Here is a 25357-nt window from a genome sequence, read left to right as displayed (position 1 = left end):
GGGCGGTTAAAGCAAAATGAAGCTGGGAGGTGGAGGCAATCAATAGGATATGAATTCTCGGGAAAAATCTTGTTCGGTGTAAGAGGACGCTTGCAGTATTTAAAAATCCGCCTAATTAGGTAGTTTGCCTGTTTTGGGAAGGGGTCAAAGCTCCATTTTTTACATCTTAACGACCTACCTCACCAGAAAACGGAGTAATATCCGCCAGGGAAATTAGGGAGCTGGCACCATCTGTGCCCGGCTTTATACCGTTGGATCAACTGTCGAAAACAGAGTTGGGTATCTGTTCCGAGGATATTACAAAGCATTTCTGGTGGATCAAGATAGCTATCTGCTCGAACTGGTGGCCTATATCCATCTAAACCCGCTCCGGAAACCGGCCGCTGGAGCAGCCAGCTGGCTTCTCTTAGAAATGATAGGATCAGATCCTAAGTCCTCATATTTCCATAGCCTTCCAATATCTCTCCTTTACCTGATCTGGGTAGTTTGGCACGACCGGCAAAGGATTTCCCCTTTGAAGCGTTTGTTGTTAATTCGACAAAAGTACGCAACCTTTCTGTCCACCGGAGCTCCACAATTATTACAAGTTCTAGTCCCCGCTTCTTCGGACGCCAATGAATCGGTCAGTTCAATAATCTCCGACTGCTCGACTGGTAAGGGCTTTCGTTGGCAGATCTGACAAAGTGTTTTTCCGGCAAATTTTGCCTTATTCATTTTGCAGAAGTTGACAACCTTACTTTCCACTTCGGTCCCGCATGTTTCACAGGTTACTATATTGACATCGTTACCGCCCCGAGAAGGTGCCGGCTCTTTGGTGACTTCGGTTTTAGCCTCGGGGAGCGTCACTCCAAACTTTTCGGCATATTTATATTTGGAAGGGCGATGTAACCTAATGAGGGATCGAGCAAAGGACTCCAGGGTTTCTGAAGACACCATCTTAGCTGCAGTTGCAAGGGTACCCACGACCCCCATTGCATCGACTCGCTTCCCTATGGCATCCACCAGTGCATCGGCTTTGATGACACTGCTGAAATCCGTTTTGGCAGCAGAGGGACGATCAATCCGGGAATTCGGTGCAACCAGGACGTAGTTATGGTAGGCCGCAGGCATGGTCAGTCCGAGCCTAGTTGGCAGAAGTCCCCGTTGAACGATGGCTTTATCTAACAGACTAATGTGCCGTTTATTTTGTTCGATTGGAGATTCAATCCCGACGTACGCCTTGCCGTTCCAAACACTAAATTCACCTTCTGGAGAAATTTTGATGCCGTAGTAATAGTTTTTCGACTCCAGAACATAGATATCAAGGCATCGATTGATAAGTACGTGATCAATTTGAGCTGCAAAGCCATTATGCTCCAGACGCAAGTCGTGGATTATTGCCCAGTTCTGGCTGTCATGATAGCGGAAGTTAATGTAATAGGCAGAACTTTCCTCTCCTCGGATACCGGAACCAATACACTTAATCTCTCGTTCTATGAGGAACCGCTGTTTCGCCGATAATTGACATTCCAGAAGCCGCTTCAACTCCAGGACATCGGTATCGCGGTTGTCGGCTTTTTTAATAATCATCTCTTCTCCTGAGAGTAATTTATAGCCGAACCGGCATGGCGCTTCACGCTCTTTGTCACATTCGGCTCGTAACGGTACACTTTGAAACTTTACGTGCTATTTCTTCGCGAGTCACAAATAGTAGATTGCTGGGGGGGACTGAGGTTTCCATCAGCGAACGTCGAGAGGCAATATGATCAAACTCTGGTCCTCGAATGGTTTACAGTCTCCATGCCTTCCGATGCTCGACAAGATAGTTCTGTGCTGGCCACAGGTCATTATCTGCTGGCGGGATGATACCGCGACCCGCTAGTGTTGTTAGAAGTCCGGGGACGTTTGAATTGGCCGCAATGTGACGGGAGGTAATAACGCTGTAATCGCTGCTCACGCCGATCATTCCCCTGTCGAAGGCCCAATGGCAGAGCTTGCAAAGGGCCATGCCGTTTCGAATGTCGTCGTTCTTGGTTTGGCTCCATGGCACGATGTGTGCGGCATCGACCGCGGTCTGTTGGTCTGGTGTGATGATACGAACGCCGCAGAGTGCACAGCGATGATCGTAGGCCCTGATGATCGAGCGCCGGAACCCCTGGCTCCTCGCTGCAGGGCGAAATGCGTCTTCCGATGGCGGATCCTCGACTACTTGTTGATGAGCCTGCCTCTCGAGAAGGTTCCCGTAGTCGAAGGCCTCCCGGTTGATGCATGACTGCTCGCGCAGCAGCACCTGGGCGAGAGGGCTGAAGCAAGATTGCAGCAATGCTTCGCGCAGCGACTCGCGGCCGGTCTCGGTACTCATCACAGCAAAGAGATCGTCATCGAGCTTGGCGCCAAGTGCATATTTCCGCAGGTAGGAAACGGCTGAGGTGTTGTTGATGACGGCAGGAGTGATTGATTTGCCGGGTACGGGAACAAGTTCCCAGAATGGTTCCCGATCGAGGCGTGAGAAGGGGAAGGCGATGCTGCTGGTTTGGCCGATCGGCACCACGCGCTGCCAGTAAAGGTTGAAGAGCTCGTTAAGCTCGACCAGGTCGCCGGAAATGGAGATGAAAGGGGAGGTGATGACGCCGCGGTGCACCAGGTCGAGGACGGCAAGTAGCAGGATAGGCTTATGCGGTGCCCGCCGCCTGGTCGCCTCGCCCCACATAGGGCCTGGTGCGCGGTTGAGCTTGGAGAAGTAGGTGTAGTAGCTCTCCACGTCCTGGTTCCACCTTTCCTTTGGGAATCAATCCTCATGAAGAAGTGGATAGATTAGGATAGGCACAATTAAAAGTCAAAGTGTTTAAGGAAATACAGGGAGCCCCACCGGAAATATGTCAGAACCGATAGGTTAATTTCCTACACATTCGGCGCAAGTTCTTGGTGCGTGTTCTTAAAGATAAACTGTCTCGGTCCGATATGAATTAAAATATCTGGAGCTTTGGCGAATGTTGCTATTCTTTGAGACTCCCAAGTAGTAGGTCCTTATATGTCTGTCGGTGTCCCTGCGCGACAGGACTTCACCCTCACACCGCCTCTTTGGGGAGGAATTCAGCAATGGGAATGGTGACCGCACAAAATTCTCAGTTGGAGACGGAACTTCTCGGGGAGCTTTATACGCGCAGTTACGGAAGAGTCTGGAAACAGAATATTGCTGATGAAGAGGTAGCGAGGCTGGCTGTGGTCGGAATCGGCCCATTGGGGGCGCGGACGGTGCAGAAGCTCTCCAAGACCCAATGCGACCTTTCTTGTCACGAGATCTGGTTCAATAAGCGATCAGGTCGACTTGCGGAGATGGAAACTGTCCTTGCTGCGGTGCGAACCTGCGACTTTTTGTTCATTGTCTCTGGATTTGACGACCCGCTGTGTGAGGTAGTTTTCAGGCAGGTAGCTGGATCAGTACGAGACACTGAAGTCCCGATCCTCGGAGTGGTTCCTGATAATCAGGGAAAAGCCAGTCTGTTGCCCTTCGTCACCTCGTTGTGGCCAGTTTCCTACAGGTCACTTGGTGGTGACTTGGCAAGTGTAACCCCGTCACTCGAGAGTCGGGATGAGGGGACAGAATATGCTTTAACGCACCTGGTTGCTACTTTGACAAATATTCTTACCCATAAAGGTCTCATCGGCATTGATTACGACAATGTCGTAGACACTTTGAAGTCTGGAGCAATCGGCAGGCTGGCCGTTGGAGTAGCATCGGAACAAGTCAGCATCGCAGGTGCAACATTAATCGTGCAAGGTCTTCTTGCGGATCAAGGGAGCGATATTTCGAGCGCCAGTGGGGTAATTGCATATCTTGCCGGGGCTGACACTCTGCTGACAATGGATAAATTCGATACCACTTCGCAAATTCTCTATGACAAAGTCGGTGAAGAAATAGGGGTTATTGTTGGTATTCAGCTGGTGGAGACATCAAGGCCAAGTGTAACGGTGACAATCATGGCTCTCAGCACTACTTATAGTGATTATCTTCTATAGCAGGGGGGAATATGTCTGGAGTGATCAGCATTGAGGGTGATAGCTACGGTGTTGGAAAAGAGGTTGGGCATTTCTGGGGAAATTACTTCACACATCTGCGTGATAGCAATGACAAACGTCATGCGGCTCTGTACCGTGATTACAAAAGCTGGCTGACCGATGAAAGGAACGACCGAAAAGACTCGGCGAAACAGCACCTTCTTAAAGATGAATTTCCCGGTATTTGGGATGAAATCGCGGGGATGTTGGAAGGAGTGAACGACACTGAAATAGGATTTAAGGCTACCCTTGGCGGGTTGTTCGCATGTTGTCTGGGCGAAAGCGATGAAACTTGGTCGAATTATGCTTGTTCCACGACTGTCTTACGAGATCACGCTGGGTATATCATGGTCCACTCGGATGAATATCTTTCACCGGTGCCACTGCTGGCGGCGAATGTGAGTTTAGAGAAGGACAATTCAATATTAAAATTTTTCTCCATTTCCCACCCTTTCCAACTCCTCGGCAGCGCTGCTGGATGTAACAAGGGATTCGCAATTCAAGGTAACTCTATTGGCTGTGATAGAGAAATTTTTGATAGTGGACATCAGCGAGTACCCAAAACTGTTTTTTCGCGACTTTTGTTGGAACAAAGTACGCCGAAAGCTGTTGCCGACCTGTATAGGAAGCACCCATGTAGTTTGCCAAACCACCACGCTTTTATTACCTCCAAGGGGGTGTATTCACTCGAAGTCCGACCATGTGAGGTGCAGAACGGAAAAAATAGGGTTGACCTGACGAAGATCGAGCTGCAACCCGGAGAAGCATTTAACCATACCAATCACTTCAAAAGTGACGAGACGACTCCTAAGTGGTGTTATAGAGATCAGACAGAAAGCCCAAGACGGTTGCAGGCACTGGAGACGTATGTCAAAGATGCAACTGAGGTTTCGGCACTTGAAACAGCCTTTAATTCCTTTGCCCATAATTACCGGCCCACGCCAAGAAAACGGTTGCATCACACCATGTCTGGAATCTTTACCTTTGTAGTAAAGGCAAAGGGGCAGCCCTCGCTAAAGACCATAAGTTTCTCGTTCGGAGCTTGTTGAGTGAAAGGCGGCCTCCGAGGTGGCAAAACTCCACTTTTTACATTTTGAGCAATCTCCTACCTTGCAATATTGCAACTTTGACTAATTTCGAGAATCGTTTGCCCGCACGTCTTCAATTATCCCGCTGCCTCTCGTGGAACGATCCAATATTCCCGGGATTACTGGTGTAGCTCCTGGACATGAATGCAAAAGCCCGTGCCGAGAACGCACGGGCTTTTAGTTTTATCTCCGGAGGACACTGGGGCCTGAACCCAGTTTTGCTTCGCATTTGCAGTCGCTTGCCCCCCTCATTCATCCTGCTTATTCAAGAACCTGCAAGGTAACAAGTTAAGACCCATTTGTGCCATCTTGATGCGCAAGGCCTTTTGGAAAGGTTTCGTGAGCGAGTGAAAGAAATTTCTTACGCCGGCAGAAGGTTCTTCTTGATATTAAGCTCAGTGATTTTAGCAAATGTATGGTGATTTTTATCAAGTTCTCTACCAACTCTGCCGAAATGACCTGTAGGACTAACGTTTACGTAAAGGCAGGAAACTTTGTCTGTGATACGTCACACTGCTTGCTAACCCTACAATCACCAGCAGAGCACCGAGGCAAATGGAGAACCCATGGCAACCATCAAATCGAAAGTCATCGTCAACGTCCTCATCACCTTTTTTACCCTGGCGGCTATCGTCACCGTCAACTACACCAGCCTGAAAAATCTCGCCGCTATGCAGGACCTCGGGGCCAAGCGCTCCCAGGAGTGCGTGGACATGAAGGAAGCCTCCATGGGCGGGATGGCGCTGTACCACATCATCGCGGACGCGATTATGGAGCGCAAACTGGCTGAAACTCAGAAGGAGTGGAGTGAGCGGAAAACGGAGGTCTTCAAAATCTTCGACCTCGCGGTCAAGGTAGCGGATACCCCGGAAGAAAAGAAACAGGTAGCGATCGCGGTCGGCGCCAGCAAGGAGATGGTCAACCTCTTCGAGAACAAACTGCTGCCGGCCCTCAAAACCACCAATGATCTCACGCCGGAAATTCACCAGCTGCACGGCCTCATCGATAGCGAGGTCTCCAAGGTCGAGTCGGCCATGGACAAGGTGGTCGTGTCCATGCAAAAGGAGATGAAGGAATCCGACGAACTCTTTGACCAAACCATCCAGAGTGTCATGGTCCGGGGGCTGATCATCGGGGTGGTCGGGCTCCTGCTGCAAGCCGGGTTGGCGGGCTGGCTTTTCAAGGCAATCATGAAACCGGTGGATGCCCTGCGCCTGATGATCATGGACATAGCCGAAGGGGAAGGGGACCTCACCAAGCGGCTCGACGAATCCCGCAAGGACGAGTTCGCAGAGATCTGCAGGTACTTCAACGTCTTCCTGGAGAAGCTGCGCGGCATCGTCATGCGGATGGCCCAGACCTCGGGACAGGTTTCCTCCGCATCGCAGCAACTGGCCAGCGCCGCGGAACAGATAGCGGCCGGCGCAGAGGAGGTGGCGGGGCAGGCCGGCACCGTGGCAACCGCCGGGGAAGAGATGTCGGCCACCTCCAACGACATCGCCATCAACTGTCACAACGCCGCGGACGGCGCCCAGCGCTCGAGCCGGTCGGCGCAGCAGGGGGCGGGTGTCGTGGAGCGGACGGTTGTCGTCATGGGGCAGATCGCCGAACGGGTCAAGGGATCGGCCCAGACCGTGACCAATCTCGGCGCGCGCTCGGACCAGATCGGAGCCATCGTGGAGACGATCGAGGACATCGCCGACCAGACCAACCTCCTTGCGCTCAACGCCGCCATCGAGGCGGCCCGGGCAGGCGAGCAGGGGCGCGGCTTCGCCGTTGTGGCAGACGAAGTGAGGGCGCTCGCGGAGCGCACCACCAGGGCGACCCGCGAAATCGGCGAGATGATCAAGGCGATCCAGCGGGAAACCCGGGAAGCGGTGACGGCCATGGAAGAGGGGGTGCAGCAGGTTGAGATTGGGACGCAGGAGGCGGCCAGGTCGGGGGCGGCCCTCGAGGAGATCCTGAGCCAGATCAGCGAGGTGGCCGGCCTGATCCAGCAGGTGGCCACGGCGGCCGAAGAGCAAAACGCCACCACCGGGGAGATCTCCAGCAACATGCAGCAGATCTCACGCGTGGTCCAGGACACGGCATCCGGCGCCCACGAGTCGGCGACCGTCGCCGCACAGCTGAGACGAAACGCCGAAGAACTGGAACAGATGGTGGGCCAGTTCAAGCTGTAGCTGGGCCATCCGGCGCAGGCTGGAGAGGCAAATCCCCCTGTCCCCCCTTCGCAAAGGGGGGACGCTGGGCGGCCTTTGCTGGCGGGGAACAACCTTTTCATGCGTCCGGGAAGCTCCGGAACACCTTCGCGGTGGGCACCTGTTCCCGGGACGCACTGCAGATAATAAGTCGACACGGAAAAATGCTAGGATAGGCTTTCAGCACTTCCGTTCACCTGAGCCTTGCCGATAAGACCAGGAAAGGGATCAAGACGTCGTCCTGCAGGTGTCGGAAGGAAGGGGGAGCTATGTCGATTTTGGTCGGCGAGGAAATACGGGCGGCAATCAGCCGCGGGGAAATCAGCATCGATCCGCTGGAGGAGTCCCAGATCGGCCCGGGATCGGTGGATCTTACGCTGGGGAGCGACTTCCGGGTCTTCAAAAAAGAGGCCGGGATCTACCACGTGCACAACGACTCGGATTTTGCCGATGTCACGGAACTGGTTTCGCTGGCCGAGGGGGAGTTCATTACCATCGCCCCGTGCGAGATGATCCTGGGAATCACCAGGGAACGCATCACGCTTTCGGAGGGGGTTGCGGGATGGCTGGAGGGGCGCAGCCGCTTCGCCCGGTTCGGCCTGGCCATCCACGTGACGGCGGGGTTCATGCAACCGGGTATCTCGAACCAGCAGGTGCTGGAAATCGTGAACCTGGGACGCGGACCGCTGGCGCTCTATCCGGGAACGCGGATCTGCCAGTTCGTTTTCGAGCGTTGCATCGGCTCGGCCAAATACCAGGGGAGATTTGTGAACCAGGTGAAACCTTAGTTCAAGGCAAGAACAAGAGCCTCACCACAGAGGTGCACAGAGGAACGCAGGGGAAAGACAAAACTGAACGGGTGTATCGTCAACCGTCAATCGTCAATTGCCTTTAGCAGATCTGGGAGAGCAGGGCGATGCCTTGCTCGATCTCACTACCTTTAAACCCACCAAAACCTAATACCAGGGTGACTCTCCCGGCTTTCCCGGTGACGTGGAAGTCGGAAAAGGGAATCAGCCCGATCCCCTTTTGCCGCCCCTTGTCCAGGATCTCCGCTTCGCTTTTAGTGGTCTCGGGCAACTGGATGACCACGTGGAGCCCGGCACCCTGGCCGATTACCACGGCCCGTTTGCCGAAACTCGCCTCCACAGCACGCAACAGGGTGTCGTGCTTTTTCTTGTAGACGGTGCGCATGCGCCGGATATGCCGCTCCCAGTGCCCCTGCTCCATGAAACTTGCCATGGCTCGTTGCTCGACCAGCGACACGGAACAGTTGTAGCTGCTGTAGCGCTGGCGGTAGGCGCCCAGAAGCGAGTAGGGGAGTACCAGGTAACTCAGGCGCAGGGCCGGAGAGAGGATCTTGGAGAAGGTCCCCGAGTAGATGATGTTGCCGGTCGGACGCAGCCCCTGCAGGGACGGTATCGGGTTCCCCTGGTAGCGGAGCTCGCTGTCGTAGTCGTCCTCGATGAGGTACCTCCCCCCGGATTCCGCCCACTCGATCAAGCCCAGCCGGTTCGCCACCGGCATCACGTACCCCAGCGGCAACTGGTGCGAGGGGGTCACGTAGACGATGTCGGCGTTGCCGGCCTTGAGCTGGTTCAGGTCTATCCCGCTCTGCCCGACGGGGACCGGTAGGATGCTAAAGCCATGGTTGGCAAAGACGTCACGTGGCAGGTGGTAGCCGGGGTTCTCGACTGCCACCACGCGATGGTCGTCTTTCAGAAGTTGCGCGGCAATTTCCAGGGATTGGTGCAGCCCGCAACAGACCACGACCTGCTCGGGGTCGCACACCACGCCGCGCGATTTCTCCAGGTAGCTTTGAATGGAGCAGCGCAGCCCCCAGTCCCCCTGGAGCTCGCCGTAGTGGGTAAACTCGCGGCCGTTATAACGCAGCCCCTCGGTCAGGCACTTGCGCCAGAGTTCGGCGGGGAAACTTTCCGGATCGAGGCGGGCAGGGTGGAAGTCGTAGGTAAAGCGGGCGGGGGGAGCCGGCAGAAAGTCGCTTTTACCCAGCTTGCGGGGTGCGGGGCGCGGCGCCACCTCCTGGTCCAGTGACGAAACGAAGTAGCCGCTGCGCGGCCTGCTGTAGATGTACCCCTCCGCGTAAAGCTCCTGGTAGGCGCCGTCAACGGTGTTGGCACTGGCGGAAAGCTCGCTGGCCAGCTGCCTCACGGACGGGAGCCGGCTCTCGGCAGGGAGCTTGCCGGTCAGGATGTGCTCCCTGATCTGGTGGTAGAGCTGTTTGTACAACGGCACAGGATCGCTGCTATTCAGGATGAACATGGTGCCCCCGGTCGTCTCTTGGTGAAGATCGCTCCGCCTGCCAACGAAACTCGCCAGCCGTTTCTGCATACTCGCACACAATCAAATCTGCCACCATAAAAAAAACGAAAACTGCGACTGTGAATGGTTGCACAGTCAGCTTATGCTCCCCTCACTGATGTCAGTCCGGCAAACGCGCAGCCGGGAAATCACACAAACATCGAGAGGGTAACAATGAAAAGACGTATCACGCTCCTGGGCACGGTGTTCACCATCCTTACGACAATGGCATCCATCGCTTTTGCTGAATCGGTCAGCTTTCCCAAGGGTGCTGCAACCCCTTCGGAGACCTGCGGCGAGTGTCACCAGACGCTCTATCGCGAATACGCCTTCGGCGTTGGGAGCGATACCCACTCCGCCAACCACGCCATACCCGCGACGGTCTCTTCTGCAGCGACAGCCCATGCCACCTCCAAGTTCACGCCGCTTGCCTCCGGGGGGGATGTCGAGTGGTGCCGCGCCTGCCATTTCGCCGGCACCTTCAACATCCCCGGGAAGGACGACCTGGGGAAGCAGCTCCCCAACGTGAGCAATGCGGGCGAAATCTCGATTACCTGCGCCACCTGTCACCTGACGCCCGAGGGGAAGGTGCGGGGCGTCCGCAGCTCGAAGAACGCGCCTCACGCATCTGTCGTGGAGCCCGCCCTGCAGAGCTCTGCCGTCTGCGCCCACTGTCACGTCGACACCACGGACAAGAGGATCGTGGGGGGGCAGTACCAGACCTTCCTGGAGTGGCGCGAGGACTTCAACAAGCCGGGGCTCGGTGCGCAGCAGTGCCAGGATTGCCACATGCCGCGCACCCTGCGCAAGGTCGCCGAAGACACGGATGGTGCTCCCGTCGCTGTCGCGCGGCATCTCTGGACCGGCGGCCACTCCAGCCAGCGGCTGACCGGCTCGCTGGGCCTCTCCATCATCCAGCGTGATACGGATAAAGCGCAGCTATCCTTCAGCGTGACCAACATCGGAGCCGGTCACTCGGTCCCGACCGGTCCCAATGCCCGCGGCGTGTACCTCTCGGTCGAGGTGCTGGACCGGCAGGGGGTGAGCCGGGCGCGTAAAGAGTGGCTCTTTGCGCCGAACTTCAGTGCCCGTCCCGATGACAAGGCGTTCCTGGAAGCGGACAAGAAGCTCTCGGGGTACGAGGGGTATGCGCAGACGCGCGCCGACGCCCAGGGGAGCCATGAACCGCCGGTTCGGGCCGGCGAAGAACGCCTGCTGAACTGGGACCCGGCAGTGGCACCGGGCTTGTACACGGTCAAGGCCAAACTGAGATACACGACGGACCGCTTCGGAGCACCGGTAGCTGGCGACGAGAAGGAGATGGGAAGTGCCGCTCTGCTCATAACGAGCAAGTAATGACGGACAGGGAACAGGCTTGGGGGGAGACCTCCAGGCCTGTTCTAGTCTGAAAACCTAATCTGAACAGGGATGAAGGGGATTGAGGGGATAAAACCTGGACAACAGGGATGAAGGGGATTGAGGGGATAAGGCTTTAAACACTAACAGGGATGAAAGATTGAGGGGGGAGGGGATAAAGCCTGAACCTTTAAGCCGATTGACCTGTCAGGCGACAACTTTGAGATCAGGCCCGTTCGCCGGTCATCAGCACCTTTTCTATGCGCCGGTCGGGGATGAGCCACATGAGGGCCACGATGATGTAGAGGGCTGCGGAGCACCACGGGCTCAGGTAGGCAAGCAGTACCGCCGAGGCGTAGAGGATCGACGATAGCTTCCCCTTGACGTCGCGCCCCACGGCTTTGGCTAGCAACGAATCGGTACCCTGGCTCCTGATGATCGCCCGCTGCAACTGGAAGTAGGCAAGGGCCGCCAGGAGCAGCACCACGCCGTAGAGGGCCATCGGGGCGGGCGCCAGGTGGTTGTGGCCGACCCAGCCGGTGACAAAGGGGAAAAGCGATAGCCAGAACAAAAGATGCAGGTTGGCCCACAGGATGGTGCCGGTCACCTGACGCACCGTGTGCAACATGTGATGGTGGTTGTTCCAGTAGATGCCGATGTACACGAAGCTGAGCAGGTAGCTCAAAAACACGGGGAGGATCGGCTTCAGGGCCGCAAGGTCGGTCCCGATGGGGACCTTCATTTCCAGCACCATGATGGTGATGATGATCGCCAGCACCCCGTCACTGAAGGCTTCCAGTCTGCTCTTGCCCATAACTCCCCCCTCAGCTGCCCCTATTGGAGATGAGGAAACTATACCCAGTAATCGATAGAGGGGTAAAGTGGTAAATGAGGAGTGGGGGATGATCTCTGCAGGACTTGGGAGGTGGGATCGTCTTTTCGGGGACCTTAGGGGGGCGACGTTAACGGTGATTGCTGTGAGTTAGCCTTTGAGGGTTTCGAGGTATTCTTCTATGGTAAGTTCTACTTCCCGAAGTATCTCTCTCAGCAGCGGCCTGGAGATTACCCTTCCCCGATGATGTGGGATGGTGGTGGTCCTTCCATCGGGATGGCGGTAAAAAACATGACTGCCCTTTTGACGGACCTTCTTGAACCCGAGGATGAGCAATACCCGCTCCAGTTCAAGCGCGTCCACAAGTGGGAGCTTCGTCACGTACGGACCTGAAGTTGCTGAACGCCGATAAATTCTGGAATCAGTGCCCTGCTTTCCTCGTCCATCTCCTCGAGGCAGAGCTCAACCACTTCTCTCAGGTTACGCTGCAATTCCTCCAGGGTCTCCGCTTGGGTATGGGCCCCGGGAATCCCTGGGACGGTGCCGACGTAGAGACCGGTTTCCACGTCTCGTTCTATGTATGCAGTAATCTTCACCTGTAATCCTCCATAATTCCCGTCGCCTTCTTCCTTGGGACGATCATGTCCTGTACCGAAACCATTATACACAAAGAAGGGGGGGCGGAGAACTGGAGCCAGATGGAGCGTATGAGGAATTTCCAGGCGGGGCAATGGCACGATATCACAAGCCACCTTAGGTAGATCAACGAAAGATACCTAAGGTGGCTATGTCTCTTTTTCAGCTACACTACTAGGCTTCGGCTCCTGCGAGCCGGCGGCCCAGGTCGAAGGCTTTCTGGCACTCGAGGGGGAGCTGCTCGGTGCGACGCTTACCCTTGTGCACCGGATCGAAGCTCTCGATCACTACCTTGGAGTAATCGTCTACCTGGCAGGTGTCGAAGGCGTACATGGATTCGGCATCGCCAAGCAGCAGCTTCGCGTAACGCTCGTTGGCCGCGAAGAGGTTCTCGTAGCCGTACTGGACACTTATTTCTTCGGGTACATTCATGGTGTAGATGAAGCCGACCTTCATCTTGCGGTCGAAAAGGGTGCCGTAGGGGACGGTGTAGGTGAGGTAGGGAAACAACAGGCGCTCCAGAAAGCTGCGGGTCTCACCGGTCACGGAACCGAAGTAGATGGGGGAACCGATGACGAGGGCATCGGCCGCGGCTATCTTCTCCAGCACCGGCGCCAGATCGTCGTTCAGCACGCACTTGCCATAACTCTTCCCGCCGCGGGCCTTGCAGGCGAAGCAACTCTTGCACCCCTTGAAATCCTGCTCGTACAGGTGCACCAACTCGGTGGTTGCCCCCTGTGCTGCGGCCCCTTCGAGGGCCTTGGCCACCAGGGTTCCCGTGTTCCACTGCTGACGCGGACTGCCGTTGATTCCTATGACGTTCATCTCTTGTTCTCCTCCTGCGACACTTGGTTTCCCCATGCCGATCTGCCCTTGAAGGGCGGCTATGTTGTTCGATAAATCTCGAACAAGTTGTTCGAAAATAATCGAACCGTCTTGCGCTGTCAAGAGTGTTTCTATATGATGGGCAAAAATGAGGATGGCGTGGGAATGACGGGGTGGCAGCTGAGCTGAACAAGGCGAATCCCCCCTGTCCCCCCTTCGCAAAGGAGGGGACGTCCTGGCTCCTGCGGCGCGCTTGGAGGTGGTCCCATGCTCCCCAAATACCCGGAATCCTGAGTGAGGGGCGGTAGATGGTCTGTAAAACGGAGATTCAACAGCCGGTAGCGGAGGAGATCTCGTTGCCCAAGGTGCTCCACGCGCTGAGCGACCCGGTCCGGATGGAGATCGTCCTGAAAATCGCCAGGGCAGGGGAGGTGGCCTGCGGGGCCTTCGACATTCCGATGCCGAAGTCCACGCTGTCGCACCACTTCAGGGTACTGCGGGAATCGGGGGTGGTCGCCAGCAGGCGTGAGGGGAACGAACTGATGAACTACCTGCGCTCGGAGGACCTGGAAGCCCGGTTCCCGGGGGTCCTTGAGGCGATCATCGCAGCTGGAAAGACATCTTCAATAGAACGGGGTTAGAGCGTTTGGTGTCTGCCCCGGAGGCGGGACTGCTGGGCGAAGGGGCTCGGGCTCTACTCCGCCCACGCGGCTTGGATGCGGCGGCTGGCCGCGAAGAGTCGGAGGAAACGGAGCACGCCGAATCGGGGAACATCGATCGTTAGGTTTGAGGGGCTCTACCTTGAGGATTTTCCGGGGAGGGTCCTTGGCAACGTGCTGAAAAATAATGCCGCTTCGCGTCCAGAAGCGGCATTTTTCGTATCTCAGTGCTCTTTGTTTTTACCCTTGCTGGACGGCATGCAAGCAAACTGAATTGCAGCTACGATGACAGCTACTACGATCAGAGCGATGAAGACAGTCAGCATGATTACCTCGTTGTAAATGGGGTAGATGAAGGTGGCTGTTTTTTTTTACCCGCTCGCCCAGGTATCGAGAGGTGTAGTCGGTATTACGACGATACGGGGGACGGATATTGTTTACATTATAACGTCGTTAGATTAAATCTTACAACTATTATTTTCACATTTCCTGCACAATTCAATTCGCGAACCCAAACCTTTTTCACCATAGAGGACACTGAGGAGCACAGAGGAAAGGCAACTGCGGGGAAAGACCAATTCTTGTTACAGGTCCAGGCACCGAAGCTTCCTTCTTTATCCGGGGGACTGAGGATCTCCTTGCTCTTGGTGGCTCCGTGGCTGATCGGGCTCGCCTCAGCTCAGGAGCCAGAGGGTGAGGGGGAGGGTCAGGAAGGATAGACAGGTCTGCACGGTGATGATGACGGCCATGCTGTCGTGGTCACCTCCCATCTGCCGGGACAGGATGTAGGCGGTCGGCGCGGTCGGCACGCTGAAGATGAGTACGGCCACTCCGGCGGCAATCCCGGATAACCCGGTCGCCGTTGCCAACCACCAGGCCACCACGGGCTTGCACACGAACTGGATCCCACAACTCGCCGCAATCGGCTGCCAATGCCGCGCGATGTTTCCCGCCTGGTACGCAGCCCCCACCGCCAACAACCCAACGGGGAAGGCTGCCTTTCCCAAAAGAACCAGCGACCCATCGAGCGGGGCCGGCAGTTTCAGCCCGGAAACGTTCAGCCCGATCCCCAGCACACACCCCCAGATCAGCGGGTTCCGGAACAGGTCGCGCGCCACGCGCCTGACATCGAGCCCACCGCTGCCGACGGCAACGGAGAAGGCGGTAACGGTGAGCACGTTCACGATCATGATCATGAACCCGGCTCCCAGCGAGGCGAGGAAGAGCCCTTCCTTGCCGAACAGGTTCTCGGCAAGTGCCAGGGCGACGAAGGTGTTGAAGCGGACTCCGCCCTGAAAGAGCGAGGTGAAGACGGGGCCCCCCATGCGCCGGTGGGTAAGCCAACCAAGCCCGACAAACACCACGCTCGCCAGTGCCGCGCCCCACACCGTGAGCAGAATGTTGAACCAGGGGGACGCACCGATCTCTTTGCCGGCCAGGCTGTGGATGAGGGTCGCCGGCATCAGCAGATAGTAGGTCAGCTTTTCGGCGGAAGGCCAGAAGCTGCTCGGGACGAACTCGCTGCGCTTGATGAGGAAACCTAGGAGTATCAACGCCAGGACCGGCGTGAGGGCATTTACGATGACCATCATGGGTACACCTCTCCACATTTCAGGAATGCGCCGAGGTTACCACGAGATCGCTTTGAGAAAAAGTTGATAATACTTTTACTAAGCGTGAGTTTTGCTCAAGGGTGGGGCTGGCGCAGCTCGTCCAGGATCGCTCCGGTGAGGGCCAGGCGCGGGTGCTGCCGCTTCTGGTACATCCCCATGCGGCGGGTCAACTGGGGGGACCCGAACGGGGTGAGGGTGAAGTGGTCCGCCACCCGGGTGTAGCGCGCTGTGCTGAGCGGCACCACGGCGATGCCGAGCCCTTCCGCGACGAGGGCGAGGGCCGCTTCGAGGGAGTCGAATTCCATCACCTCGCGGGGCTCGATCTGCCGGGCGAGCAACTCGCGGTCCACGATGGCGCCCGCCCAGGCCAGCTTGTCGAAGCGCACGAAGGGGAAGCGTTCGAAGAGTTCGGTGACGTTGTGGGTGCCGACTCCCTTGGGAGCAACGACGTAGAAGGGTTCCTCGTCGTAGGGGATCCACTCGTAGTGCGCGGGGACCAGGTAGGGGGGCTCGGTCGTCAGGGCCGCATCGAGATCTCCCTCCTCGACCTGGCGGACCAGTTCGATGGAGAGACCGGAGACAAGTTTGACGTGCATCTCCTGGTAACGGGCGCGCAGTCGCCCCAGGGCGGGGGGAAGGGAGCCGGTGATGACGGTGGGGACGACCCCCAGGGTGAGTACGCCGCGGACTCCGTCGGACGGTGAGAGCCTCGCCTTCATCTCGTCGTAGATCCGGAGGATCTCCTGTACGCGTTCCACCGCGTAGCGCCCGTTCATGTTGAGCCGGGGGCTGCGGCCGGTCCTTTCGAAGAGCTGCACGCCTAGTTCGTCTTCCAGGTTCTTGATCTGCAGGCTGATGGCGGACTGGGTGAGGCCCAGCTGGTCTGCCGCGGCGGCGAAGGTGCCTTTGCTGGCGACGGCGCTGAGGACGCGAAGGCTGCGCAGGGACACGGTGCTCTCCTTGGGCATCGGGATTTCGCTAACAGATACCATGAATGGGAGGTGCACCGCAAAGTAGAAACAACCTCAAAAACAAAAAGCTTCACCACGGAGGACAGAGAGGAACGAAGAGGAAAGGCAAACCGGGAAAGGCTAAACTGCTTAATGCATTCTCTGGGCGCAGTAAAGGATCGAACCGTCGGAGACAGCCGCGGAGCAATCTGATGATGACGGGGAGGCTTTGTTCGGGTATCTTTTTATTCCGCACAGGGCTCACTGCTGGTCCGACTGCGTGAGGGCGTCCTCGGAGTATCGCTTATTCCACTTGGGAGGTTGTATGAAATTTTCGATGCAGGTTGTGCTGGCGGGGCTGGCTCTTCTTTTGGGTGCGGCACCGGCTTTTGCGGAAAAGGTCGGTGAGGTGAGCACGGAGTTCATCATGACGGGGCCGAACTCGAAGATCGTCATCGAGGCCTTCGACGACCCGCAGGTGCCGGGCGTCACCTGCCACGTGAGCTATCCGACCAAGGGGGGGATCAAGGGGGCGCTGGGGCTGGTCGAGGAACGCTCGGAAGCCTCTATCGCCTGCCGGCAGATCGGACCGATCACGCTGCCCGGAAACCTGAAGGAGGGGGAGGAGGTCTTCTCGAAATCGCGCTCCGTGCTCTTCAAGAAACTGCACGTGGTGCGCTTCCTGGATCGCAAGCGAAACGTCCTGGTCTACCTCGCGTTCACCGACAAGCTGGTGAACGGCTCACCCAAACACAGCATCTCCAGCGTCCCGATCATGCAGTGGCGCTAAGGCCTCGAAGAGCCTCACCACGAAGGACACGGAGGGAACGCGAGGTTCACAGGGAAAAGGCGAGGGACGCGATAGTGCCTGGTTACTTCGTGCTCGCTGTCCTGCGGACCTCGCTCAGGTGCATGTCGGTGAGGTCGCCACGGGCCTCGAGAGAGCCTGCCTGTACCAGGCCCACGACCCTTTCGGTGTAGAAGGTGGTGGGGAGACCGGTCACGCCGTCGCCCCGCTCGATCATGGTGGCAAGGACGATCCGGGAGACCTTGCTCCAGTTCACGGAGGCATTCTCCAAGAGTGCGGCATCGATCTCTTTCAGGTCGGCCTCGGTCAGCTGCTCCGGTGTCCTCGGTACCTCTTTCTCGGCATGTCTTTGCTTGGTCATGTTATTCTCCAGTGGACGAAATCAATGGACAATTGGAACAATTTACAATTGACGATTGACGATTGACGGTTAAAACCCATCCTGATGAGCACTATCTTCAGCCAGTGCGTCCATTTGTTTTGAATCCGTGCCAGTGTTTACCCATCCCCACCCCGACCCTCCCCTTGAAGGGGAGGGAGAGCTTTGCGAGCGGAAGATTGGCGTTAAGAATGAGACAATTGACGATTGACGATCAAGAACAATGGACAATTGACGATTGACGGTTGACGGTTAAAACCCATCCTGATGAGCACTATCTTCAGCCAGTGCGTCCCTTTGTTTGAATCCGTGCCAGTGTTTACCCATCCCCACCCCGACCCTCCCCTTGAAGGGGAGGGAGAGTTTTGCGAGCGGAAGATTGGCGTTAAGAATGAGACAATTGACGATCAAGAACAATGGACAATTGACGATTGATGATTGACGGTTAAAACCCATCCTGATGAGCACTATCTTCAGCCAGTGCGTCCATTTGTTTTGAATCCGCGCCAGTCTTTACCCATCCCCACCCCGACCCTCCCCTTGAAGGGGAGGGGGAGTTTTGCGAGCGGAAGATTGAGTTTATCAGGAAACCAATTACGTTTCAGCTTCTATACGATTGCCTCAGTGATTCTCATCGTCAATTGTCCATTGTCAACGGTCAATTGCCTCTGCGGCTTCATTGTCAATCGTCCATTGTCAACTGTCAATTGCCTCTGTGGTTTTCATTGTCAATTGTCCATTGTCAATTGTCCATTGCCTCCGCCTCTTCCTTGATTCCCAGCACTTCCTGCTGAATCTCTGAGGGCATGGTCGTCAGAATGGTACGCTCGGCTTCCTCGTTCTTCGGTACCCAGTTCACTTCCATGGTGAGCTGGACCGGGGCGACGGGACTCTGCCGGGCGAGGGCTACCGCGCGCATGACGGCACTGCCGCTGAAAAGCGGGTGCTCCTCCATCTTGAAGGTGATCTCGTGCTTCCCCTGGTCGACGAACACCCGCTCCTGGATCATCAACCAGCGCGCCCGCACCTCGCGGACCAGGTAGCCGTCACCCCGCTCGGTGACACGCACCTCTTTTATCCCGGGCAGGGGAGTATGCTCGATCCGGTCCACCATGAGGTTCCACACCGTCTCCAAACGCGCCCGGATGTTGGTGCTGTAACTGATCTTGCGCACGACTCACTCCCTCGCTCTTCTGTTTCTGCTCGTTCCATTCCTCAAAACGGCACCACCTGATTTTACCACGCTGCGGTCACTCTCCCAAATCTGCCACGGAGAAAGCATACCTGAAAGAACTGCCTTTGGAGCTGGAGCATACCGAGCATCCTGATGTTATTGGTGAGGCCCTACGAGATGCTGGGGAATTCTGCTAGGTTACCATCACGGTTCTGCCCCGTCCTGTTCCGTTCCTCATTGGCAATCGTCCACGGTCAATTGTCCAATGTCTACCGACGTTTCTTAGTGCGAATCGCTCATCGTCAATTGTCCATTGTCAATTGTTAATTGTGATCTATCCTTATGCTTTTCCGCACATCGAAAGATACAAGGGGAGGGTAGCATGGCTGGTGAGATGGTGCACTACAAGGAACTCGGGCTGGTCAACACCCGGGAGATGTTCGCCAAGGCGATGGCCGGCAAGTACGCAATTCCCGCCTATAACTTCAGCGATATGGAACAGCTCCAGGCGATCCTCGGTGCCTGCGCCGATACGGGGTCGCCGGTTATCCTGCAGGTCTCGAAGGGGGCCCGCAGCTACGCACACGAAACGCTGCTGCGCCACATGGTTAAGGGCGCGGTGCAGATGATCCGGGAAAAAGGATCCCAGATCCCGGTCGCTTTGCACCTGGACCATGGCGACTCGTACGAGCTCTGCGTCGCCTGCATCGAGAGCGGCTTCTCGTCGGTGATGGTGGACGGCTCGCACCTCCCCTACGAGGAGAACGTCGCGCTCACCAGGAAGGTGGTGGAGTTCGCGCACCGCTTCGAGGTCACGGTGGAGGGGGAACTCGGGGTGCTGGCGGGGATCGAGGACGAGGTCTCGGCGGAACACTCCACCTACACTAACCCGGATCAGGTGGAGGATTTCATCAAGAAGACCGGCGTCGACTCGCTGGCCATCTCGATCGGCACCAGTCATGGCGCCTACAAGTTTCACCTGGCTCCCGGCGAGGAAGTCCCGCCGCTGCGCTTCGACATCCTGGAAGAGTGCGAGCGGCGTATCCCGGGCTTCCCGATCGTCTTGCACGGCGCCTCGAGCGTGGTGCAGGAGTACGTGGAGATGATCAACAGCTTTGGCGGCAAGATGGACAACGCGGTGGGGATACCCGAGGAGCAGCTGCGCCGGGCCGCGGCGAGTGCGGTCTGCAAGATCAATATCGACTCGGACGGCCGACTCGCCTTCACCGCGAAGATTCGCGAACACCTGGCCAAAAACCCCCAGGAGTTCGACCCGAGGAAGTACCTGGGCGAGGCACGGGCCGAGTTCGCCAGGCTGGTCCGGCACAAGAACGAGGCGGTGCTGGGCTCTGCGGGGAGGGTGTAGCGGAGCTGGCGAGCGGCGCTACTCCTTGTGAAGGTGGGTGATCCTCCAGACGTGCTGGCACTGGATGCAGCAAACGTCGCCGGACGACTTGCGAAGGTCGGACTGGGAGGTGAGCAGCAGCGAAAGCGCCTTGCCCCGGTTGGTGGTGATGAACAGTTTGGTCAGCTCGCGGTTTCCGCAGGCAGGGCAGTAGGCTTTTTTCTTCATCCGGTACCCCTGGAAAAGGATTTGGAAGAGAGCTTACCGCCTAGCGCTCATTAAGCAAGAGCTGGCGGGATTTCGTTATTCCTTAGAGTGCCTGTGCCGAGCTGCCGAAGTACACAAGGGACGGAAAGGACGAAAGGGAAACCGATGGGCTGTGGCGCGCCCGCGAGACTTTGGTCCTTGGTCCCTAGCTCCTAGTCCCCAGCCCCCAGTCCCCAGCCACCCCTGCCTTACTCCCTTACCGAAAAACGGGTTAAGGCGTCGATGCGCTTTATTTGCACGGCGTCGGCGTTGCCGCGAGGATAGATCTCGCGGGCCAGGTACTCGAGCTCCTGGCGCTCCTCGTGGAAAGGGACGTCGCGCCACCACGCCTTGGCGGTACCCTGGGTGCCGTCGCTCCAACGGTAGCCGCGGTCCTTCAGGAGGTCCTTCTTGTCGAAGGGGGCACCGACGGCGCTCAACCGGGAGGTGGTCTGCTGGGCGCTGTCGAGCAGGGCCTTGAAGATGGGGGCGTCGGTCACCGGCAGGCGGCCGAGCAGGAGTCCCAGGACCCCCTCGGCGTCGTCGAGGGCCCGGTGGGCGTGGATGGTGAGACCGCAGATCTTGAAGAGGAGGTAGTCGAGGGTACGCGAGGAGATCCGCTCGGATTTCCAGTCGATCTGGGAGACGGTGCAGGCCCAGGGGGTGTCGCGGAATACCGGGAAACGGGTCTCGACGAACTTGCGGTCGAAGGCGGCGTTGTGGGCGATGACCAGGCTGGCGGAGGCGACAAGGTTCTGAACCTCGAGGTCGTCGAAACGCTGGCCGGCAACCATATCGTCGGTGATCCCGGTGATCTCCTTGATCTCGTCGGGGAGCGGGAAGCCGGGATCCTCGAAGCCGTTGTAGCGGCCAAGGACCCGGGTGATCTCGCCGGTCTCGGGGAGGTACTCGAAGGCCACCATGCCGAGTTCGATCACCTTGTCCTGGCAGTGGTTGATGCCGGTAGTCTCGGTGTCGAGGCAGATGGCCACCTTCCCCTGCCGGGAGGCACGGGTGAAACGGGACTCGCGCTCCAGGTCGAGCCTGCGCAATACCTGGAAGTCCCCGGTGGAGTGGAGTGCCGCGATGGCGATCTCTATTTCCAGCGGGTTCATCGCCCCGCCGCCGGAACCCTTTGTTGCTTTCCCCATGTCGTCCCGCCTTCAGAAATTTTGCAGATGGTTATACCCCAGGGACGGGCAATTGGGCAACAGCCTTGTTGATAACCTCCGCCGGCGGGGACTCTAGCCCCGCAAAGCTCCAAGGTTCACCTGCTTTCCGGGAGCGGCTGCGAGCCCCGAGGCAAGGGTCACTTCGCGATGGGGACCCTCGCCCGGTTGGCCGGCGACCCGGTCGTGCAGCGCGGCGAACTCGCGGTAGCTCTCCAGGATCCCGGCAAGCTGGGCGCGTGCTCCCTTGAGGTTCCCCTCCTCGGCCGCGGTCTCCAGGGAGCCGGAGAGGGAGGCAAGCCGCACGGCACCGATGTTGAGGGCGCTTCCCTTGATGGTGTGGGCGTAGATGCGGACGCCGTCCTGATCCCCCTGCGCCACCGCGTCCTTCAGGTGCACAAGGTTGCTCTCGGCCGACCGGAAGAACATCTCGAGAAAACGCTCGACCATGCTGGCGTCCTCTCCCAAGCGCTCCAGGAACCCCTGCACGTCGTAGACGGTCCCCGCTGCGTCGGGCAGGGTCGTTTCAGCCGTAACCTGGCCCCGGTTCGCGGGGAACAGGCGGCCCAGGACTGCCTGGATATCGTCGCGACACACGGGCTTACTCACGTAATCGTCCATCCCCGCCTCCAGGCACCTCTCGCGATCCCCCTGCATCGCGTAGGCGGTCATGGCGACGATGGGGACCCGTCCGATGCCGGCGCTCTGGCGGATGCGCCGGGTCGCCTCCAGCCCGTCGATCCCCGGCATCTGCACGTCCATGAAAACGATGTCGAAAGGCCGCGCGGCCAGTTGTTGGATGGCCTCCTCGCCGCAGCCGGCCAGGGTGACCTGGTGGCCGAGTTTGCGCAGGATGGTCCCGGCAAGCTCCCGGTTGATCTCGACGTCGTCGACCAGCAAAATGTCGAACCGCTGGGAACCGGACACCGGCCGGTCGGCCAGGACAAGGGAGCGCCGGGCCCCCCGGAAGGGCGCCTGGAGGGTGCGCAGCGCCTCCAAAAGGTCGTCGGCCAGTACCGGCTTGTTGGTTACCCCGACGCGCAGCTTCCGGTAACGTCCGGTCGTGGCACGCTGCCCTGGGGGAATCAGCAGGAGTACCGGCAATTCCCGGTAGCTCTCCCGCTTGCGCAGCATCTCGACCAGCGCGGCCCCCCCCATGTCGGGGAGGCTCTCGTCGCAGAGCATGAGGTCGACCGGGTTCGCGCCGCTAGCGTGCTGCTCCAGGTAGAGCAGTGCCTCTGCGGCGCTCTCGACACAGACTGCCGGCACCCCCCACCCCTCGACGATGCTTTTGACCAGTTCCCGGTTCGCGGCGCGGTCGTCGACCACCAGTGCGTGGCGATACCCTGCCAGTTCGGTGGGGTGCGCCGCATCGAGGGGGGCGGAACCTCCCAAGAGCGGGAAGCTGAAGAAGAAGCGGCTCCCTGTGCCGGGTGCGCTGTCGACCCCGATCTCACCCCCCATGAGCTGAACCAGCCGGCTGCAGATGGCGAGCCCGAGTCCGGTGCCGCCGAACTGTTTGGTGGTGGAGGCGTCGGCCTGCTCGAAGGCGCCGAAGATCTTGTCAAGCTTTTCCGGCGCGATCCCTATTCCCCGGTCCTGCACCTCGACCAGTACCTGCTCGCGGCCGTCTTCCCGGCGGACCAGCCCGACCCGGACCACGACCTCCCCCTCCTCGCTGAACTTTATGGCGTTCCCCACCAGGTTGATGAGGAGCTGCCTCAGGCGCGTGGGGTCGGCGAGCACGGAGCCCGGCACATCGGGTGCCACCTGGTAGACCAGTTCGAGGTGCTTCTCGGTGGCCCGGAGCGCCAGGGACTGCAGCGCGTGCCCCACCAGGTCGCGCAGCGCGCAGGGAACCTGCTCCAGCTCCATTTTGCCCGCCTCGACCTTGGAGAAGTCGAGGATGTCGTTGATGATCGCCAAAAGGTTCTGGGCCGACTCCTTGATGGAGCGCCCGAAGTAGCGCTGCTCCTCGTTGAGCTCGGTATCCAGCATCAGGTCGGTCATCCCCAGGACGCCGTTCATCGGGGTACGGATCTCGTGGCTCATGTTGGCCAGAAACTCGCTCTTCGCCCGGCTGGCGGCCTCGGCTTCCCGGGTCCTCGTGGTGAGTTCCCGGTTGAGTGCCTCGAGTCCCAGGGCGTGCCCCTGCTGGCGGGTATCCAGGGCGACGACCAGGCGCAGGATGAGGACCAGGGCCACGGTCACCATAAGCCCGAAGAGAAGAAGCACGCTGCGGTGCGAGTAGAAGACCTGAAGCGCCTCCTGCTCGGAGGTGGCGACTGCCACGGCCAGGGGATACCCCTGGAGGCGCCGGTACGAGACGATGCGCTCAACGCCGTCCTGGAAGCTGGCTGCGTGGAAGATACCGGTGGGCGGGGCGCTGAGGTCGAGGATGGTGCTGTGCGGGTCGATGCTCTTGCCGAGCCGGCTTCCCGCCGTGGCGCCGCTGTCGGAGCGGGCCCGGATCACCCCGTCCAGACCCACCAGGGTGATCACCCCGTTACGCCCCACGTCGATGGACCGGTAGAACCGGGTGAAATAGCCGGGATCCACCGACAGGACCGCCACGCCGAGCAGGGTCCCGTCCGCACCCTGAAGCTTGCGGGTGAACTGGATGCTCCACTTGCCGGAGACGCGCCCCTTGACCGGCTTGCTGATGAACAGGAAGTCGGCGGGGTTGTCGAGCTGGACCCTGATGTGTTCCCGGTCGCTCAGGTCGATCGGCGTGCGCGGTACCTCGAGGTTGCTGTAGACCACCATCCCCCGGGCATCGACGATGGTGAGCTGGATGATGAGCTGGTTCGAGGAGTGCCGGTTGTAGGAGGTGAGCAGCGCCGGGATCTGTTCCTTGTGCTGCGGGTAGTCCGAGCGCAGGGTGATCAAGAGCTCGTCCAGGTGGCGCACCGTACCGAGGATGTTCTCCTCGAAGGCCTTGGAGAGGTTGGAGACGGTCCGCTCGGCGGTGCCGACCGCCTGGCGCCGGTCGTAGTCGTACTGGAACAGGATCGAGGACCACAGTACCATGACGCTCACAAGGCAGGTCAGGAGGTGAAATTTATGGTGGTGCCAGTTCATGGAATGCTCTCCTGGTTGGCGCGGGGCTCCGGTCGGGGGCGGCCGGCGCTGGAAGTGCACCAGGCGTGGCCGGAGGGTGAGGATCCCCACTCCAGGCATAGCGAACTCCGTGCCATCGGGAAATGGCGTAAAATCGGAGGGTTCGGCGGAGCAGTATCGGGAGACTGTTCCTTTCCGGTACATCGGCTGTGTTGCAGGGGTACAGGGTGTCCGGTGGGGGAGGGGGAGGCCGTTGCAGGAAGGGAGACAACCGGTGACGACGAGGGGACTCAGGTTGACGCAGCAGCGGAGATTGGGGTAACGGGAGGCTTTTTGCTTGACAGGAGGGGCGTGGGGACGGTATCTAGACGCCAGTACAACACGCGTGGGATAAACGATACTACTAAACCATCCGCGAGGATGGGACGGAAAGCCTACAGGGTCTCACCGAGACAGCCGGGTCGCCGAAATATCTAACCGATATCTTGGCCCCGGCTTTTTTGTGGCCAGAAAGGAGGCAAGGAGGTCGTAGCGTCACCGAGCGCCGCCGGTCGTGGAGTCCCTGCGCGGCAGGGAGACCCGAGGTAGTCGCCGGGTCCACCGGCAGGGTGGTGGCGGGGCAGGAACATCCATATCGTTTTCCCGGGAGGCGGCAGCGT

The 25357-nt window shown here is 58.5% G+C and carries 22 protein-coding genes and 1 riboswitch; of the genes, 8 read left to right on the top strand and 14 right to left on the bottom strand.

The window, feature by feature from the left end:
* Positions 1-468: 468 nt before the first annotated feature.
* Both H7688_RS09005 and H7688_RS09000 read right to left on the bottom strand, forming a co-directional pair.
* Entirely contained in the window at positions 469-1569 is a 1101-nt protein-coding gene (locus H7688_RS09005; protein ID WP_183360735.1) for a nuclease-related domain-containing protein, read from the bottom strand.
* A gap of 199 nt (positions 1570-1768) precedes the next feature.
* Positions 1769-2740 (bottom strand): HNH endonuclease, encoded by a 972-nt coding sequence (locus tag H7688_RS09000; protein WP_246329759.1) that lies wholly within the window; start codon positions 2738-2740, stop codon positions 1769-1771.
* 338 nt (positions 2741-3078) lie between these two features.
* Between H7688_RS09000 and H7688_RS08995 the strand changes: the two genes are divergently transcribed.
* From H7688_RS08995 to dcd, 4 genes are all read left to right on the top strand, one after another.
* On the top strand, positions 3079-3999 hold the full coding sequence (locus H7688_RS08995) for an FtsZ/tubulin family protein (protein WP_183360734.1): 921 nt from the start codon (positions 3079-3081) through the stop codon (positions 3997-3999).
* Positions 4000-4010: 11 nt separating this feature from the next.
* Positions 4011-5087, top strand: a complete 1077-nt coding sequence (locus tag H7688_RS08990) for a C45 family peptidase (RefSeq protein WP_183360733.1) — start codon at positions 4011-4013, stop codon at positions 5085-5087.
* 605 nt (positions 5088-5692) lie between these two features.
* A complete protein-coding gene (locus H7688_RS08985; protein WP_183360732.1) occupies positions 5693-7306 on the top strand; it encodes a methyl-accepting chemotaxis protein in 1614 nt (537 codons plus the stop codon).
* Between the two features lie 287 nt (positions 7307-7593).
* Positions 7594-8112, top strand: coding sequence for a dCTP deaminase (gene dcd, locus H7688_RS08980; RefSeq protein WP_183360731.1), 519 nt, complete (start codon positions 7594-7596; stop codon positions 8110-8112).
* Between the two features lie 103 nt (positions 8113-8215).
* Here dcd and pdxR read toward each other — a convergent pair whose 3' ends face one another.
* Positions 8216-9607, bottom strand: coding sequence for a MocR-like pyridoxine biosynthesis transcription factor PdxR (pdxR, locus tag H7688_RS08975; RefSeq protein ID WP_183360730.1), 1392 nt, complete (start codon positions 9605-9607; stop codon positions 8216-8218).
* Positions 9608-9820: 213 nt separating this feature from the next.
* Between pdxR and H7688_RS08970 the strand changes: the two genes are divergently transcribed.
* Entirely contained in the window at positions 9821-11002 is a 1182-nt protein-coding gene (locus H7688_RS08970) for a hypothetical protein (RefSeq protein ID WP_183360729.1), read from the top strand.
* Between the two features lie 226 nt (positions 11003-11228).
* On the opposite strand, the gene H7688_RS08965 is transcribed toward H7688_RS08970, so the two are convergent.
* From H7688_RS08965 to H7688_RS08950, 4 genes are all read right to left on the bottom strand, one after another.
* Positions 11229-11816, bottom strand: a complete 588-nt coding sequence (locus H7688_RS08965) for a TMEM175 family protein (RefSeq protein WP_183360728.1) — start codon at positions 11814-11816, stop codon at positions 11229-11231.
* A 168-nt stretch (positions 11817-11984) separates the two neighbouring features.
* Positions 11985-12197 carry a type II toxin-antitoxin system HicA family toxin gene (locus H7688_RS22915; protein WP_371873171.1) on the bottom strand — a complete coding sequence of 71 codons (213 nt, stop codon included), beginning with the start codon at positions 12195-12197 and terminating at the stop codon, positions 11985-11987.
* A gap of 14 nt (positions 12198-12211) precedes the next feature.
* Positions 12212-12430 carry a type II toxin-antitoxin system HicB family antitoxin gene (locus H7688_RS08955; protein WP_183360726.1) on the bottom strand — a complete coding sequence of 73 codons (219 nt, stop codon included), beginning with the start codon at positions 12428-12430 and terminating at the stop codon, positions 12212-12214.
* 214 nt (positions 12431-12644) lie between these two features.
* Positions 12645-13295: a flavodoxin family protein gene (locus H7688_RS08950; RefSeq protein ID WP_183360725.1), complete on the bottom strand. Its 651-nt coding sequence runs from the start codon at positions 13293-13295 to the stop codon at positions 12645-12647.
* Positions 13296-13603: 308 nt separating this feature from the next.
* On the opposite strand from H7688_RS08950, the gene H7688_RS08945 reads away from it, so the two are divergent.
* Complete coding sequence (locus tag H7688_RS08945) at positions 13604-13936, top strand: ArsR/SmtB family transcription factor (RefSeq protein WP_183360724.1); 333 nt, start codon at positions 13604-13606, stop codon at positions 13934-13936.
* 692 nt (positions 13937-14628) lie between these two features.
* Here the strand turns inward: H7688_RS08945 and H7688_RS08940 are convergent.
* Together H7688_RS08940 and H7688_RS08935 are read right to left on the bottom strand one after the other, a co-directional pair.
* Positions 14629-15546 (bottom strand): AEC family transporter, encoded by a 918-nt coding sequence (locus tag H7688_RS08940; protein ID WP_183360723.1) that lies wholly within the window; start codon positions 15544-15546, stop codon positions 14629-14631.
* Between the two features lie 95 nt (positions 15547-15641).
* A complete protein-coding gene (locus H7688_RS08935; protein WP_246329758.1) occupies positions 15642-16559 on the bottom strand; it encodes a LysR family transcriptional regulator in 918 nt (305 codons plus the stop codon).
* 283 nt (positions 16560-16842) lie between these two features.
* Here H7688_RS08935 and H7688_RS08930 point away from each other — a divergent pair, with 283 nt between their 5' ends.
* Positions 16843-17307 (top strand): CreA family protein, encoded by a 465-nt coding sequence (locus H7688_RS08930; protein ID WP_198424475.1) that lies wholly within the window; start codon positions 16843-16845, stop codon positions 17305-17307.
* 82 nt (positions 17308-17389) lie between these two features.
* On the opposite strand, the gene H7688_RS08925 is transcribed toward H7688_RS08930, so the two are convergent.
* Positions 17390-17686: a DUF3658 domain-containing protein gene (locus tag H7688_RS08925; protein ID WP_183360722.1), complete on the bottom strand. Its 297-nt coding sequence runs from the start codon at positions 17684-17686 to the stop codon at positions 17390-17392.
* A gap of 760 nt (positions 17687-18446) precedes the next feature.
* Positions 18447-18878, bottom strand: coding sequence for an SRPBCC family protein (locus tag H7688_RS08920; protein WP_183360721.1), 432 nt, complete (start codon positions 18876-18878; stop codon positions 18447-18449).
* Between the two features lie 382 nt (positions 18879-19260).
* Between H7688_RS08920 and H7688_RS08915 the strand changes: the two genes are divergently transcribed.
* The gene (locus H7688_RS08915; protein WP_198424474.1) at positions 19261-20244 is read left to right on the top strand and encodes a class II fructose-bisphosphate aldolase; all 984 of its coding nucleotides are present in this window, start codon (positions 19261-19263) and stop codon (positions 20242-20244) included.
* 18 nt (positions 20245-20262) lie between these two features.
* Here H7688_RS08915 and H7688_RS08910 read toward each other — a convergent pair whose 3' ends face one another.
* The 3 genes from H7688_RS08910 to H7688_RS08900 all read right to left on the bottom strand — a co-directional run bounded on the left by H7688_RS08910 (position 20263) and on the right by H7688_RS08900 (position 24719).
* On the bottom strand, positions 20263-20451 hold the full coding sequence (locus H7688_RS08910; protein ID WP_183360720.1) for a hypothetical protein: 189 nt from the start codon (positions 20449-20451) through the stop codon (positions 20263-20265).
* 227 nt (positions 20452-20678) lie between these two features.
* Positions 20679-21620 carry a 3'-5' exonuclease gene (locus H7688_RS08905; protein ID WP_246329757.1) on the bottom strand — a complete coding sequence of 314 codons (942 nt, stop codon included), beginning with the start codon at positions 21618-21620 and terminating at the stop codon, positions 20679-20681.
* A 93-nt stretch (positions 21621-21713) separates the two neighbouring features.
* The gene (locus H7688_RS08900; protein WP_183360719.1) at positions 21714-24719 is read right to left on the bottom strand and encodes a hybrid sensor histidine kinase/response regulator; all 3006 of its coding nucleotides are present in this window, start codon (positions 24717-24719) and stop codon (positions 21714-21716) included.
* Between the two features lie 371 nt (positions 24720-25090).
* A riboswitch (cyclic di-GMP riboswitch) is annotated at positions 25091-25167 on the top strand.
* Positions 25168-25357 lie beyond the last annotated feature (190 nt).

Origin of the sequence: Geomonas limicola, assembly GCF_014193675.1 — a bacterium.
GTDB classification, from domain to species: Bacteria; Desulfobacterota; Desulfuromonadia; order Geobacterales; family Geobacteraceae; genus Geomonas; species Geomonas limicola.
Note: the sequence above shows the minus strand (reverse complement) of the source record. Positions and strands in the feature narration are given on the sequence as shown.